Origin of the sequence: Salinibacterium sp., from assembly GCF_031364185.1 — a bacterium.
In the GTDB taxonomy this organism is placed as follows: domain Bacteria; phylum Actinomycetota; class Actinomycetes; order Actinomycetales; family Microbacteriaceae; genus Rhodoglobus.
On the sequence record NZ_JANLVV010000040.1, the window covers coordinates 1 to 12,777 of the forward strand.

The 12,777-nt window shown below is 62.5% G+C and carries 12 protein-coding genes and 1 pseudogene; 1 reads left to right on the forward strand and 12 read right to left on the reverse strand.

Features of this window, described 5'->3' with window-relative positions; genetic code table 11:
• The 4 genes and pseudogenes from RMN95_RS02110 to RMN95_RS02125 form a co-directional block, all read right to left on the reverse strand.
• A pseudogene (locus RMN95_RS02110) lies at positions 1–468 on the reverse strand (hypothetical protein); the annotation flags it as partial.
• Between the two features lie 2 nt (positions 469–470).
• Positions 471–1,340, reverse strand: a complete 870-nt coding sequence (locus RMN95_RS02115) for a sugar ABC transporter permease (RefSeq protein WP_309615310.1) — start codon at positions 1,338–1,340, stop codon at positions 471–473.
• A 74-nt stretch (positions 1,341–1,414) separates the two neighbouring features.
• Positions 1,415–2,719 (reverse strand): ABC transporter substrate-binding protein, encoded by a 1,305-nt coding sequence (locus RMN95_RS02120; RefSeq protein ID WP_309615311.1) that lies wholly within the window; start codon positions 2,717–2,719, stop codon positions 1,415–1,417.
• 74 nt (positions 2,720–2,793) lie between these two features.
• On the reverse strand, positions 2,794–3,798 hold the full coding sequence (locus RMN95_RS02125) for a LacI family DNA-binding transcriptional regulator (RefSeq protein WP_309615312.1): 1,005 nt from the start codon (positions 3,796–3,798) through the stop codon (positions 2,794–2,796).
• Between the two features lie 64 nt (positions 3,799–3,862).
• On the opposite strand from RMN95_RS02125, the gene RMN95_RS02130 reads away from it, so the two are divergent.
• Complete coding sequence (locus RMN95_RS02130; protein ID WP_309615313.1) at positions 3,863–5,206, forward strand: alpha-L-fucosidase; 1,344 nt, start codon at positions 3,863–3,865, stop codon at positions 5,204–5,206.
• Positions 5,207–5,440: 234 nt separating this feature from the next.
• On the opposite strand, the gene RMN95_RS02135 is transcribed toward RMN95_RS02130, so the two are convergent.
• From RMN95_RS02135 to RMN95_RS02170, 8 genes are all read right to left on the reverse strand, one after another.
• Complete coding sequence (locus tag RMN95_RS02135) at positions 5,441–5,611, reverse strand: hypothetical protein (protein WP_309615314.1); 171 nt, start codon at positions 5,609–5,611, stop codon at positions 5,441–5,443.
• Positions 5,612–5,692: 81 nt separating this feature from the next.
• Complete coding sequence (locus RMN95_RS02140; protein ID WP_309615315.1) at positions 5,693–7,201, reverse strand: cellulase family glycosylhydrolase; 1,509 nt, start codon at positions 7,199–7,201, stop codon at positions 5,693–5,695.
• A 5-nt stretch (positions 7,202–7,206) separates the two neighbouring features.
• Complete coding sequence (locus tag RMN95_RS02145; protein WP_309615316.1) at positions 7,207–8,046, reverse strand: carbohydrate ABC transporter permease; 840 nt, start codon at positions 8,044–8,046, stop codon at positions 7,207–7,209.
• A complete protein-coding gene (locus tag RMN95_RS02150; protein ID WP_309615317.1) occupies positions 8,036–8,914 on the reverse strand; it encodes a sugar ABC transporter permease in 879 nt (292 codons plus the stop codon). Before RMN95_RS02150 ends, RMN95_RS02145 begins: the two co-directional genes overlap by 11 nt.
• A 100-nt stretch (positions 8,915–9,014) precedes the next feature.
• Positions 9,015–10,256 carry an extracellular solute-binding protein gene (locus RMN95_RS02155; protein WP_309615318.1) on the reverse strand — a complete coding sequence of 414 codons (1,242 nt, stop codon included), beginning with the start codon at positions 10,254–10,256 and terminating at the stop codon, positions 9,015–9,017.
• Between the two features lie 76 nt (positions 10,257–10,332).
• Positions 10,333–11,712: a GH1 family beta-glucosidase gene (locus tag RMN95_RS02160; RefSeq protein WP_309615319.1), complete on the reverse strand. Its 1,380-nt coding sequence runs from the start codon at positions 11,710–11,712 to the stop codon at positions 10,333–10,335.
• Entirely contained in the window at positions 11,709–12,596 is an 888-nt protein-coding gene (locus RMN95_RS02165; RefSeq protein WP_309615320.1) for an ROK family protein, read from the reverse strand. Before RMN95_RS02165 ends, RMN95_RS02160 begins: the two co-directional genes overlap by 4 nt.
• Positions 12,583–12,777 (reverse strand): hypothetical protein (locus RMN95_RS02170; protein WP_309615321.1); only part of this gene is annotated, 195 nt, incomplete at its 5' end. The genes RMN95_RS02170 and RMN95_RS02165, both read right to left, overlap by 14 nt.

Here is a 12,777-nt window from a genome sequence, read left to right on the forward strand (position 1 = left end):
CAGCAGCACCGCGAAGGGAAGAGTGAGCACCGCCTCGGGGAGGGCCACACCGAGGTGCGTATTGAACAGCCCGAGCGAGCCACTCAGGAAGTACACCGGCACGAGGATCGCCGTCGCCGGCACTGCGAGAAAGAGCAGCACGCCATAGTAAAGCGCCTCGCGCCCATGGAAGTCGATGAACGAGAATGCGTAAGCGGCCATCGCCCCGATGGTGCAGACGAGTATTGCGTGCATCACTGCGATGATCGCGCTGTTGAGAAACGTCTGCGGAATCGAGACGCCGTTCAGGTCGCGCGTCACCACCTCGCCGAAGTTTGCGACGCCCCCCACGGCGACCGACATCTGCACCGCATTGATGAGCGGCGCAGCGAAGGCGATCCCGAAAATGCCGAGAAAGATGTAGATGGCGACGCGATCCCACCGGCGGATCTGCAGCGGCAGACGCTCGTCGTTTACCCTGGTTGCCATAGCTACTGTGCCTTTCGTCGCACGATGATCTGCAGCACCGAGATCGCCAGCGCTATCACGAGAACGATGATCGAGGCAGCCGCCGCGTAGCCCACGCGGTCAAGGCCGAGCGTCGCCTTGTAGATGTAGGTGCCCACAATGTCGGTGCGGCCACCGGGCTGGCCTGCGGTCGAGAAGAAAATGATGTCGAAGGCCCGGAAGCTGCCCAGAATCACCGAGAGAACGACCGTGATGTGGGTCGACTTCAGAAGCGGGAAGAGCATGATCCGATAGATCTGCCAGACGGATGCACCGTCCAGCGTCGCCGATTCGAGCAGTGAGGCGTTCACCTGCGCGACATCCGTGGTGTAGTACATGATCGGAAGGCCGATCGCGTAGGTCAGGATGATTGCCACGGCGACGTAGGCCGCGGCCGGGTCGCCCAGCCAATCCTGGGCGAGGAAGCCGAGATCCACCGAACGGAGAAACTCATTGATGGCGCCGTCGCGGGATTCGAGCATGCGGCCGAACACGGTCGCGAACAACGACATCGGGATCAGCGATGGCAGCAGGAACACCGTGTAAAACAGACGGCGAATGCGCACGCCCGAGGCCAGCATCATCGCCAGGATGAAGCCGAGCGTGAGGGACACGGCAACACTGAACAGGCCAAACGCGATGGTGTTGACGAGGGCACGCTGGAACGAAGGGTCTTGCGCGACCAGAAAAAAATTCTCAGCGCCCACGTCGATGGCGCGCCTGAACGTCAGGCCGACTCTCTGGGTGCTGACGACGCCCAGGATGCCGAAACTGAAGAGGTAGTAGATCGAATAGAACACAAGGATCGGCGCCAGGAAGGCAAGCGCGTACCACGCGCCCCTGCGCTTGGTCACTGACCCCCCACCGCGTGGGGAGAGCCTGCGGCTCCCCCCACGCGGTGTAACGAGCGTCGTCTTGTTTGAGTCGGTCACTGGCCCGAACCGTGCGGGTAACGACCGGATGTCCACTCGCTCTGAAGCCGAGCCGCGGCGTCCTTCGACGACGTTGTCCCGCGCAAGACATCGAGTATGGCGTTGCCCTCGACAGCATTCAGGAAGTCCTGCTGGCTGTCGCGCTTCGACGTGGGAGACGAGATGACCGCTGTTGCTGCGGCGAACCCCTCGAGCGCCGCATCCGACTCGAGCACGCTGTCGAGCACCTCGTAGCCGGTCAGGCTCGGAACCAGGATGAGGTCCTTGGCCCACACGTCGGCACCGCCGGCGCTCAGCATGAAGGCAATGAACTTCTTCGCGGCCTCCTGTTTCTTCGAGGCGGTCGGGATGGCCAGGCCGCCCTCGGCGAGAGCGCGAACGGCCGGCTTGCCACCGTCCACCAGGGGCATCGGAGCCACACCGACGTCGGTCAGTTCGATGCCATTCTCGGCGCGGTACGCAGCAGACAGCAGCGAGTTGTTCCACGACCCGTCGATGTAGAACGCGGCCTCACCGGCTGAGAACAGCTCGCTGGGGCGGCTGCCGAGCAGGCTCAGTACATCCGGGCTCACGATGCCGTCATCGAATAGCGACTTGTAGGCATCCAGCCCGTCGACCACTGCCGGCTGATCCCACGATTCGTCCCCGCCGATGATGTCATCCGAAAGGCCCGGAGCATTCTGCTCCGCGATCGCGAAGAACATTTCCTCCTGCCAGTACGGCTCGCCGCTGAACACAACGGGAGTGACCTCGGGGTGCGCTGCGCTGATCGCGTCGACATCCTTCTTCCACTCGGCCGCCGTGGTGGGCACCGACAGTCCGAGCTCGTCGAGCATGGCGGCATTATAGAACATCAGCGGGCTGCCGATCGAACCCAGCGGCACCGAGTACAGCACCCCGTCGTCTGCGATGGCTGCGGTCTGCTCGACCATCATCGAGTTGATGGCCGGCAGGATGTCCGCCGCCCAGTCCTCCGCCGGCACCAGGTAGTCCTTGACGGAGTTCGTCATCGCGGAGACCTGCACACCCGCGACATCGATGTCTTCGCCGCTGCTCAGCGCGAGGGGGAGCTGCTTCTGGTAGTCGGCAGCCTCGAAGGTGCGGAGCTTGACCGTGATGTCGGGGTTCTCGGCTTCGAACGCGGCAATGGCCGCGTCGAGCGTCGCCTGAGGCGGGAACCAGGTCCAGTAGTTGATCTCGGTTGCACCGCCGCTCGATTCCTGGGCCGTGCTGCAGCCTGCCAGCAACGCGGTCGTGGCGATGATCGCCGCAACCCTCAGTCCGATCTTTGAGATCTGCATGTGTGTCCTTCACTTCCTTGTGATGCGGGTCCTCTCCGGGCAGGAGGGACATAATCCTGTAGCTATCCTGCTGGCTACAGAAACTCTGGGGGTGGCGCTGTCGAGCCGTGGACTTCGAACGTGGTTGGCATCACGATCTCCCTCCCTGGCCCCACGAGTCGATGCTCGATCCGGTCGATGAGAAGAGTGGTCGCGGCGGTAGCCATATTCGTGACCGGCTGGATTACACCGGTGAAGAAAGGATCGAGCACGACATCCGTTCTTGAGTTATCGAACGTGGTTATCGAGAGATCTGCCGGGATGCTCACGCCCGCGCGTTGCGCCGCCTGCGCGGCGCCCAACGCGATGAAATTGCTCGCGGTGACCAGGGCGGTCGGGCGAGACTCTGAGGCGAGAATTTTGGTGGCCATCTCGAACCCACTGGCCACAGTGAATGCGCCGTAGCGAACATCCGGCACGAGTCCCGCCCTACGCATGGCGTTCTTGTAGCCCTCCGACCGTTCGCGAGCCGTGACGATCTCGGGCGGACCGCTCAGCATGCTGATGCGGCGGTGGCCCAGGGCGAGGAGGTGCTCCGTCGCCTCAGAGGCCGCCGCGCGGCTGTCACAGCGAACAACGTCGACGTCGTTATCGGGCATCGGATAGCCCAACACCACCACAGTCCCCTTGGCAGATGTGACGAAGTCAACCGAATCCGGTGTGTTGAAGACCGGGGAGAGGATGATCCCATCGACCCGTCGCTCGATCATCGACCTGAGTTGGCGCAGTTCTTCGTCCGGGCTGGCTTCCGTCTGGGCGAAAACGACGCTGAACCCGCGATCGCGAGCCGCGCTGCTGACGCCGGTGATCTGCTGGATCGCAAACGGGTTTGTGATGTCGCTGACAACCAGGCCGATAGCCCCCGTGAGCTTATTGCGAAGGGCCTGGCCGATCATGTTCGGTATGTACGAGAGCTCATCGATGGCGGTCTCGACTCGAACCCGCGTGGCATCCGAAACGGAGTCGGGGTTATTCAGCACACGCGACACGGTCATGGGAGCGACGCGTGCATGACGAGCAACGTCGCGGATGGTCGTCATCGCTCTCCTTCGAGCTTGAAGTTCGGATTGTCGCGTCTATTGTTACGCGTATCATTTTCCACTGATGTTACGCGTATCATGGTCGTGTTGCAACATCCAGAACAAAGGAGTTCACATTAGCGTCGCACCACAGCCCACCGATTGGTTCACCGAAGCCGGGTTCGGAGTATTCATTCACTTCGGTCACGCCGCCCACCGCGGCTGGGAGCTCTCCTGGCAGATGACCGGCGGAGTGGAAGGCCAGTTCCCCCCGCGTGAGCCCGTCCCCTGCGACGAGTACTTCGCCAACGCCGCCGACTTCAATCCCTCAGAGTTCGACGCGGACGCCTGGGCGCGCACTATCTCGGCGTCCGGCGCGGGCTACGCCGTTTTCACCACGAAGCATCACGACGGCTTCGCTATGTTCGACAGCACCCACAGCGACTATTCGATCACCAGGACCTCGCCGTTCGGCCGGGATCTGACCGCAGAGCTCGTCGCGGCACTGCGCTCACGCGGCATCCGCATCGGTCTCTATTTCTCACTGCCGGATTGGCATCACCCCGAGTATCCGACCATGACAGATGCCACGACCACGAAGCCGTACCAGATCGGAAGCTACGTGCGCACCTCCCCCGAACAATGGGGTCGGTACCGGGCGTTCTTTATCGACCAGCTCAAGGAGATCCTGACGAACTACGGCACCATCGACGTGCTGTGGCTCGACGGAGAGTTCGATCACACCGCGGCGGAGTGGGATTTCGCGGGCATCCGTGAACACGTACGAGCGTTGCAGCCGGAGTGCCTCGTGAACGATCGCTGTGTCGGATTCGGAGACTTTGCCACGCCCGAGCAGCAGCTGCCCGAGGTCTCGCCGTCCATGCCGTGGGAGATCTGCATGACGATGAATGACTCCTGGGGCTGGACGCTTGATGACGACCGCTGGAAGTCGACGCCCCAGCTTCTCACCAACCTTGCCCAGACCCTCGCTTCCGGCGGCAATCTGCTGCTGAATGTCGGGCCGAAGGGCGATGGCACCTTCCCTGCCGAAGCTCAAAAGCGTTTGAGTGACATCGGCGAGTGGATCAACCGCAACGCGGCCGCGGTGAGAGGCATCGACCGAGCACCCGGTGGTGTGCGGGCTCCCCTGCCTGTCGGTCACAAGGTGGACGCGCAGGGCGAATACCTTTTTATCTACTGCATCTTGCGGCCATGGGACTCGCTCACCATCTCTGGCATTCCAGTGAACAGAATCGAGTCAGTTCGCGTGCTGGGGCGGGATGAACCCCTCCAGTTCACTGCGGTCGCCAGCCTGCCCGAGGTGCACCGAAGCGCAACCGACCCGAGCGGCGAGCTTCAGATCTCGATTCCGCACGACGTCTCGGCGCAACTTGTGCCCGTCATCGCAGTGACGCTGCGTCCCTCGTAGAGCCACACCGACCTCGACCCTTCGACCAGTTCGTTCATGTGCAGAATTCGCATCGCCGACCTCGACAACCTGTATGCGGTCATCCAGAACTCGGGCGTGCCCGTGGCCGCCAGCGGAAGACCACGACTGTCACCGCCCCGCGCCCAGCCCTAGGGCCACCGAATCGCCCACCTCATCGACCCGGATGGCACCCAACTCAACCTGATCGAGCAGTAGCGGCAGTCCGGCGAAACCTCAGCGCGCAAACGCGAAGTGGATGACGCCGCTCTCAGCGACCTCCGACGTGACCGAGTAGTCGCGCTCAAGCTCCCGCAGGTCATCCCACAGGCGCATCCCGCGTCCCAGCACGATCGCGACGCCCGTGGTCCCATGGCCTGAAGTCTCGCCCAGCACCCGCTCGCGCACGATCTTCGTGGCAAGGTAGTGCGCTACGAGCCTGCCCGTCCTCGCCCATCGGACTCACCGGCGACGAGACAGCTCTGTCTGCTACTGATCGATCCTCAGGCGGGCCACGGTGACGGCAGACAGTGCGGTCACGCGAAAGCCGCGTTCGCTCGGCTCGATCACGACACTCAGCGGTGCGTCATCGACCGTGACACGCGCGACGTCGACCGGGCCGCTCAGCTCGAACTCAAGCCAGTCCCCTGCGACGAGATCGACGACCATGCGTTCGCTCTCGCTGTAGTCGCGGCCGTCGGTGTGCTCAAACCAGTGGCCGTCGCGGGTCGCCGACTCGGCGTAGCGGATGGTGACGGCATCTGTGTCTCGCATCGCTGCGAGGGGTGTCGCCGATGAGGTTTCGAACGACTCGCCCCGCCCGCGAAACCCGAAACCCCACGCCGGGATCTCCTGCGGCTCGACCGCGGTGATCGCCTGAATCACCTCCGGGCGCCACTGGCAGTTTTCGAGCTTCATGTTCTCAAGCAACTCATCGAAAATCGACTGCGCTTTGATGGGAGCTGGCCCGCCCGCAACGTGCTCGACCAGTTCATGCCAGCGCGCGGGCAGCCGGATCGACGCAGGCGAGGTGGCAGTGTCGATTTTCTTCCACGGCCAGAAGTTCCACCCGATGTTGTTGCCTTCGTAGAGGCGCCAGGCGGTGTACAGCCACTCGAGGTTGTTCTCTCCGCCCTCGCCCATGTAGATGGGCAGGCCGAGCGCCTCGCGCGCGTCGAGAAACTTTTGGATCGTTGCAGTATCAGGCGGCGACCAGTACTTATGAAACTGCAGGCATGAGTTGTCGTCCCACACCCCATCAAAGATCTCCCAGTTGGTGGCCCAGTGCGATCCCTCGTACATGATGAGGTGGTTCTGATCGACCTCGCGGATGACGCGTGTCAGCTGCTGGTACAGCAGCGCGAGATCAGGGTTGTACAGCTCCGTCCACTCGTTGGGGATCGGCTCGTTGAGCAGGTCGTAGCCCATGACAACGGTTTCGTCGGCGTAGCGACGTGCGATCTCGCCCCAGAGCGTGAGGGTGAGGTGGCGGTATCGCGCATCCATAAAAAGCTCTGGCTTGTTGTGGGGAGAGTCGTCGATGTTCGTACCGGTCTGGCCGCCCGGCGCCCCGTGCAGATCGAGCAGCACCCATAGCCGGTGAGAGCGGCACCAGCGGATCACGTCATCGATCATCGCGAACCCGGCTTCGAGCAGAGTGCCCGCGTCGTCGATAAGCAGCCGGGAGTTGATCGGCAGCCGGATGTGGTCGAACCCGCTCTCTGCAATGCGCTGCACGTCGGACTCAGCGAAGAAGTTCGCGCGAAAGCCCGCCCAGAACTTGGCCGAGTTCTCGCCGAGGAGTCGCTCTGTTAGCGCCTCGATCTCGCGGGGCGACTCGGCGCCGGGGCCGAACTTCCACATGTAGCCCTCTGGCAGCATCCAGTTGCCGATGCCCATGCCGCGCATCAGCAGCGCCGTGCCGTGTCCGTCGACGAGGTCGGTGCCAGAGCGGTGGATGAAACCAGCGAAGTCGGCTGGGCGAGCGGGAAAGTGCACGGGACTCATTTCAATCCGGACAGAGCAAAGCCCTGGATGACGTAGCGCTGGAAGATGATGAAAACGATGAGAATCGGCAACACCATCACCGAGGCGCCAGCCATTTGCAGCGAAGGGTTGACGGCGAGCTGCTGATTGAGGAGGTTGAGGCCGACGGAGAGTGTGTAGAGCTTTTGATCGCTGGAGAGGATGAGCGGCCAAAGAAAACTGTTCCACCCGGTGATGAAGGTCAGCACGACCTGCACCGCGAGAATCGGCTTGGACATCGGAAGCACTATCTGCCAGAACGTGCGAAACTCCCCGGCGCCATCCAAGCGTGCCGCTTCGAGCATCTCAGTGGGGATCGTTGTCATGAATTGCCGAAATAAGAAGATGCTGAACCCGCTCACGAGCGTTGGCAGCGCTATCCCCACGAGGGTATTGGTGAGATTCAGCCCGTTAATGATGAGGTAGGTCGGAATCATCGTGACCTGAACCGGGATCATCAGGGTCGCCAGCACAAGGAAGAACAGCCCCTTCTTGCCCTTGAACTCGAACTTCGCAAACGCGTATCCCGCCATCGCCATGAGAATGAGACCGACGTAACTGATCAGTACGACGATAAGCGTGTTGACCAGGTAGCGTCCGAAATCGAGTTCGGTGAACAAGATCTTGTAATACTCGAGGGTCGGCGCCTGCGGCAAGATGGTCGGCGGGTAGTCAATTGACTCGCTCTGCGGCTTGAGAGACGAGGTGAGCATCCAGATGAACGGGAACGCCGTGAAAACCGCGCCGATTGCCAGGCCAATGCCAATTGTGATGGTCAAAGCGCGCGAGCGGCTGCGAGCGCGAGAGTCAGTACTCATCGTCGGCCCTCCTCAGCCTGAGCTGTATGACTGTTATAACGGCGATGATGGCGAATAGCACAAGGCTTCCCGCAGAGGCGTAGCCGAACTGGTTGAGCCGAAAGCCCTCTTTATATAGGAAGATCGACATGGATGTCGTCGCGCCAAGCGGGCCGCCGTCGGTGAGCACGAACGGCTCGTCAAAGAACTGCAGCCACGAAATTGTCGTTGTGACGCTGACGAAGAAAATCGCGAAGCGCAGCAACGGCAGCGTGATCATGAACGTCTTTCGCCACTCGCCCGCACCGTCGATGGATGCGGCTTCGAGATATTCCTTCGGAGCACCCTGAAGGGCGGCGAGAAAAATGATGGTGTTGAGCCCCATCCCCCGCCACACGGCAACAAGACCGACAGAGAACTTGGAGAGGATCGGGTCGCTGAGCCACTGGACCTCGGGAATGCCGACGAGCGAGAGCACGTAGTTGAAGAAGCCGAACTGGGTGTTGTACAGATAGCCCCAGATAAGTGAGACGGCGACGATCGCCGTGATTGCCGGGATGAAATAGAAGCTGCGCAGCGTCTGGAAGAAACCGTTGCCGCTGCGGTTGAGAAGCAGTGCGACCGCGAGCGAGAGCACGACGATGGCTGGAACACCGAGCACGGCGAAGCCGCCGGTGTTCCAGAGGGCCTGCCAGAACTTCGGGTCGTTGAACAGTCTCACATAGTTTTCGAGGCCAATGAACTTGATGTTCTGCGGCCTGATGAAGCCAGAGATGTTCATATTTGTCGTGCTGATGACCGCCGCGACCAGAATCGGAAAGATGCCGAACGCGACCAGCAAGAGCATCGCCGGTGAAACGAAGAGATAGGGGGTGAGTGTGCGTTTCATCGGCGTGCTCCCGTCCGGTGTTGCCTTCGTGTCTTCGTGGTTCGGGGGTCACCACCAGCGCTGTATACGCCTGGCGACGACCCCCGAGTATCGGTTCTACCTAGTTGGTCGGCGCGCCCTTCGTGGCGTCGAGGAATGCCTGGAGGGTGCTGTCTTTATCAGCGCCGGTGAGGGCGATGGCGTTGAGGGCGCCGAGCAGGTCTGCGCCAGTTCCACCGTCCCAGTTGGCGACGAGCGGCAGCGACTTCGAGTTGGCAAGCTGCTTCGTGTAGATCGCGACGAGCTTGTCGCTGGTGAGCGAGTCATCCTCGAGCGCCGCGGAGAGAGCCGGCAGCTCGCCATTGATCGAGTACCAGCTGAGCTGGGCTTTGACCGAGGATAGGTACTCGAGCAGGTCGAGCGACGCAGTCTTCTGGTCGGTGTTGAACCAGACGCCGAGATTGGATCCGGCGAACAGGGAGGTTGCTTTGCCTTGGACACCAGCAGGGATCATCGTGATGTCCCACTTGCCCTCGAGCTCCGGCGCAGCGCTGGCGATGCCGCCGGCGAGGTACGGGCCGCTCATGAGCATCGGGGTGATGCCACTGATGAAGCCCTGGGTCTGGTCGAAGTCGCCGTTGACCGGAACGCTTTTGTCTGCGTAGAGACCGAGGTAGGTGTCGACTGCAGCGTTGAAGGCGTCAGTGTCGAAGTCAACTTTGCCATCGCCGTCGACGACGTCGCCGCCGTAGCTCCAGGTGATCTCGAGCGGCAGCGGGCTGTCCCACTGGGGGATGTAGTAACCGTACTGTCCCTCGCCGCGACCGGCCAGAACCTTCGCGTCTTCGCGAAGCTGGTCCCACGTGGTGGGAGGAGCGTCGATTCCCGCCTCGGCGAGGATATCGGTGCGGTAGAACAGCACGCGGGTGTCGGCTACCCACGGCACGGTCACCTGGCTGTCACCGACCGAACTTGCCACCCCGGAAGGGAAGTTCGCGGGGTCAAGGCCTGGGTGGGCGGCAATTTCAGCGTTGAGTGGCATCAGCGCACCGGCATCCGCAAAGGTGCGCAGCTTGCTGAGGCCGACCTGAATGAGGTCGGGGCCATCACCCGATGCGACCGCGGTCGTGAGCTTCTCGTCGATCGAGTCCCACGGGATTGCGACGACCTCGACTTCTTGGCCGGATTCTGTGACGTAGGGGGCCACGAGCGACTCGAAGTTGGCACCGGAGTCACCCATAATCCAGACGGTGAGTGGGCCGGTTGCCTCTGCTGCAGGCGCTTCGGTGCTGCAGCCGGCCAGGCCAAAGGCCAACCCGACGATAGCCAGTGGCGATACGGCCCTGACGAGTATCCTCTTCATTGAGATTCCTATTCTTGATGCATTGGGAACGGGGATTGGAGCGGGAGTCACTGTTCGCGCAGGGGCTCCCGCATTTTCACTGGATAGCTGCGACAACTGACGCTGTCGCATCCTCGTGATCGGCGATGAGCTGCCGATACCAGAGAGCGCTCTGCTTGGGGATTCGCTTCTGGGTCGGATAATCGACATAGACGAGACCGAATCGTTTGCTGTAGCCCTCGGCCCACTCGAAGTTGTCGAGAAAGGACCAGGCGTAGTAACCCTGAAGGTTCACCCCCTCACGGATTGCCTCTGCTGCAGCGGCGAGGTAGCCGCTGAAGTATTTGACGCGGGGCCAGTCGTTGACTGATCCGTTGGGGTCCGCGTAGTCGTCATAACTCGCGCCGTTCTCTGTCACATAGATCGGCAGGGTGGTGAAGTCGCTCGAGATACGCGCGAGCACCGAGCGCAGCGAATCAGGCTCAACGCTCCACCCGAAGGATGTCGTGGCTGGCTCTGCTGGGGTCTCGGTGAGTTTCAGATAGCCGCCATCCTCACTCGCACTCACCACTACGCGCTGGTAATGGTTAAGCCCCATGAAGTCGACCGGGGCGCCGATCACATCGAGATCGCCGTCGTGGATCAGCCCTGCAAGCCCATACTCATCGAAGAGCTCGTGCACGACGGCCGAGTAAGAGCCGCGGTAGACGGGGTCGAGGAAAATGCGATTGTTCATCGCGTCGAGGCGCAGCACCGCGGCGGCGTCGTCGTCAGAGTCAGTCGCGGGCACGATGTCGGTGACGAGGTTTGAGTTACTGACCCTCAGCTCTGGATTGATCGCGCGGATTGCCGCGAGAGCGAGCCCGTGCGCCAAATTGACGTGGTGCGCAGCAGCAACCGCCAGACGAGTGTCTTTCTTGCCGGGGGCGTGCACTCCGTTGCCGTAGCCCAGAAAAGAGACGCACCACGGCTCGTTAACGGTGATCCAATCGGCGGCGAGGAACCCAAGCTCTGCAACGACGCGAGAGGCGTAGTCGGCAAAGCGATGGGCGGTGTCGCGGTTCGCCCATCCGCCCGCGTCTTCCAGCTCCTGTGGAAGATCCCAGTGGTAGAGCGTGACAAGAGGCTCGATGCCGCGCGCTCGCATCCCGCCGAGCAGGTCGCGGTAGAACGCGAGACCTTCCGGGTTGAGCTCACCGGCGCCGGTCGGCTGCAGTCGAGTCCACGACAGCGAAAGTCGATAGTGCTTGATGCCAAGTTCGACCATGAGATCCAGGTCGGCAGGCCACCGGTGGTAGTGGTCGACGGCAATGTCCCCGTTGTCTCCGTTGAGCACAAGTCCGGGGGTATGCGAGAAAGTGTCCCAGATGCTCGCCCCTCGGCCGCCTTCGCTTGCCCCACCCTCGATCTGGTAGGCGGCGGTCGCGACGCCCCAGCGGAAATCAGCCGGGAAGGCGGTGAGGTCGAGGATGGTCATTTTGACTCCGCCAGTGTCTGGATGAGGGGCGTCTCGACGAGCTTCTCTACGGCCAACAGGGCCGCGCCGAGAGCAATGCCGTCACGGCCGATCTTGGATGGAACGAGGTCGAACTGCGCCGCAGGGCGCTTAAGCGAGAACCCTCGCGTCGCATCGGCAATCTCAGCCAGGTGAGTACTGGCCAGCTGCAGGCCCGCCCAACCGCCCAGCACGATGCGCTCTGGGTTCACGAGGTTGACGAGGTTGCTCAGGCCAAGCCCGAGGATCTCCACAGTCTCGTCGAGCACTCGTGTCGCTACGGCATCGCCTCGGGAATCTGCGGCCAGCAGCTCGGCCAGTGCGAGTTCCTCGTTTGCAGACGGCTCGGCTCCGGCTTCGCGCCAGCGGCGCGCGATGCCGCCACCGCCAACGTAGGCCTCGAGGCAGCCGCGGCTGCCGCAGTTGCACAGGGGGCCGCCGAGAGTGACCTTGGTGTGCCCCCACTCCCCCGCGCTGCTCGCCGTGCCCTGCAGGAGTCGTCCGTCGCTGATGATGCCGAGACCGATGCCGCGGCCAAGCAGCGCGACGACGCCATCGGTGACATCCTTCGCCGCACCGAACCAGGCCTCGGCCGTGGCAAGGGTCTTGGCTCCGTTATCGGCGAAGACGGGAATGTCTGCGCGGCCGTAGATGGCGTCGAGGCGAGTGGGCGGCCAGTTGAGGCTCTGCGCATAGATCGTGATTGTGCGCGTCTCGTCGAGCTCTGTAGTGGACTCGACGATACCCGGCATGCCTAGGCCGACCCCGTAGATATTGGCTGGAGTACCCGCGGCGAGCACCGCCTCGTCGATGGCCTTGTAGAGCGCCTCAGACAGCTCGGTGGGGCCGACGCTACGCGAAGACACATCGCGGAAGACCTTCGAGCGCTGCGCGAGGGCAAGCGCGGCTGCCGCAACCAGGCTGGCGCAGGCAAGCAGGCCGGCCTACCGCCAGCAGGCGGCGTGACAGTTCGATGTCCTCCATCAGCGCCTGGTTGGCAAATCCGCCCAGGCGCAGGAACAGGTCACGGCGCACGAACATCGCCTG

Bases quoted from the DNA above. Each gene is read 5' to 3' on its own strand.
- RMN95_RS02120 (WP_309615311.1), bottom strand. From the start codon at position 2,719: ATGCAGATCTCAAAGATCGGACTGAGGGTTGCGGCGATCATCGCCACG.
- RMN95_RS02125 (WP_309615312.1), bottom strand. From the start codon at position 3,798: ATGACGACCATCCGCGACGTTGCTCGTCATGCACGCGTCGCTCCCATG.
- RMN95_RS02130 (WP_309615313.1), top strand. From the start codon at position 3,863: ATGTTACGCGTATCATGGTCGTGTTGCAACATCCAGAACAAAGGAGTT.
- RMN95_RS02145 (WP_309615316.1), bottom strand. From the start codon at position 8,046: ATGAGTACTGACTCTCGCGCTCGCAGCCGCTCGCGCGCTTTGACCATC.
- RMN95_RS02150 (WP_309615317.1), bottom strand. From the start codon at position 8,914: ATGAAACGCACACTCACCCCCTATCTCTTCGTTTCACCGGCGATGCTC.
- RMN95_RS02155 (WP_309615318.1), bottom strand. From the start codon at position 10,256: ATGAAGAGGATACTCGTCAGGGCCGTATCGCCACTGGCTATCGTCGGG.
- RMN95_RS02160 (WP_309615319.1), bottom strand. From the start codon at position 11,712: ATGACCATCCTCGACCTCACCGCCTTCCCGGCTGATTTCCGCTGGGGC.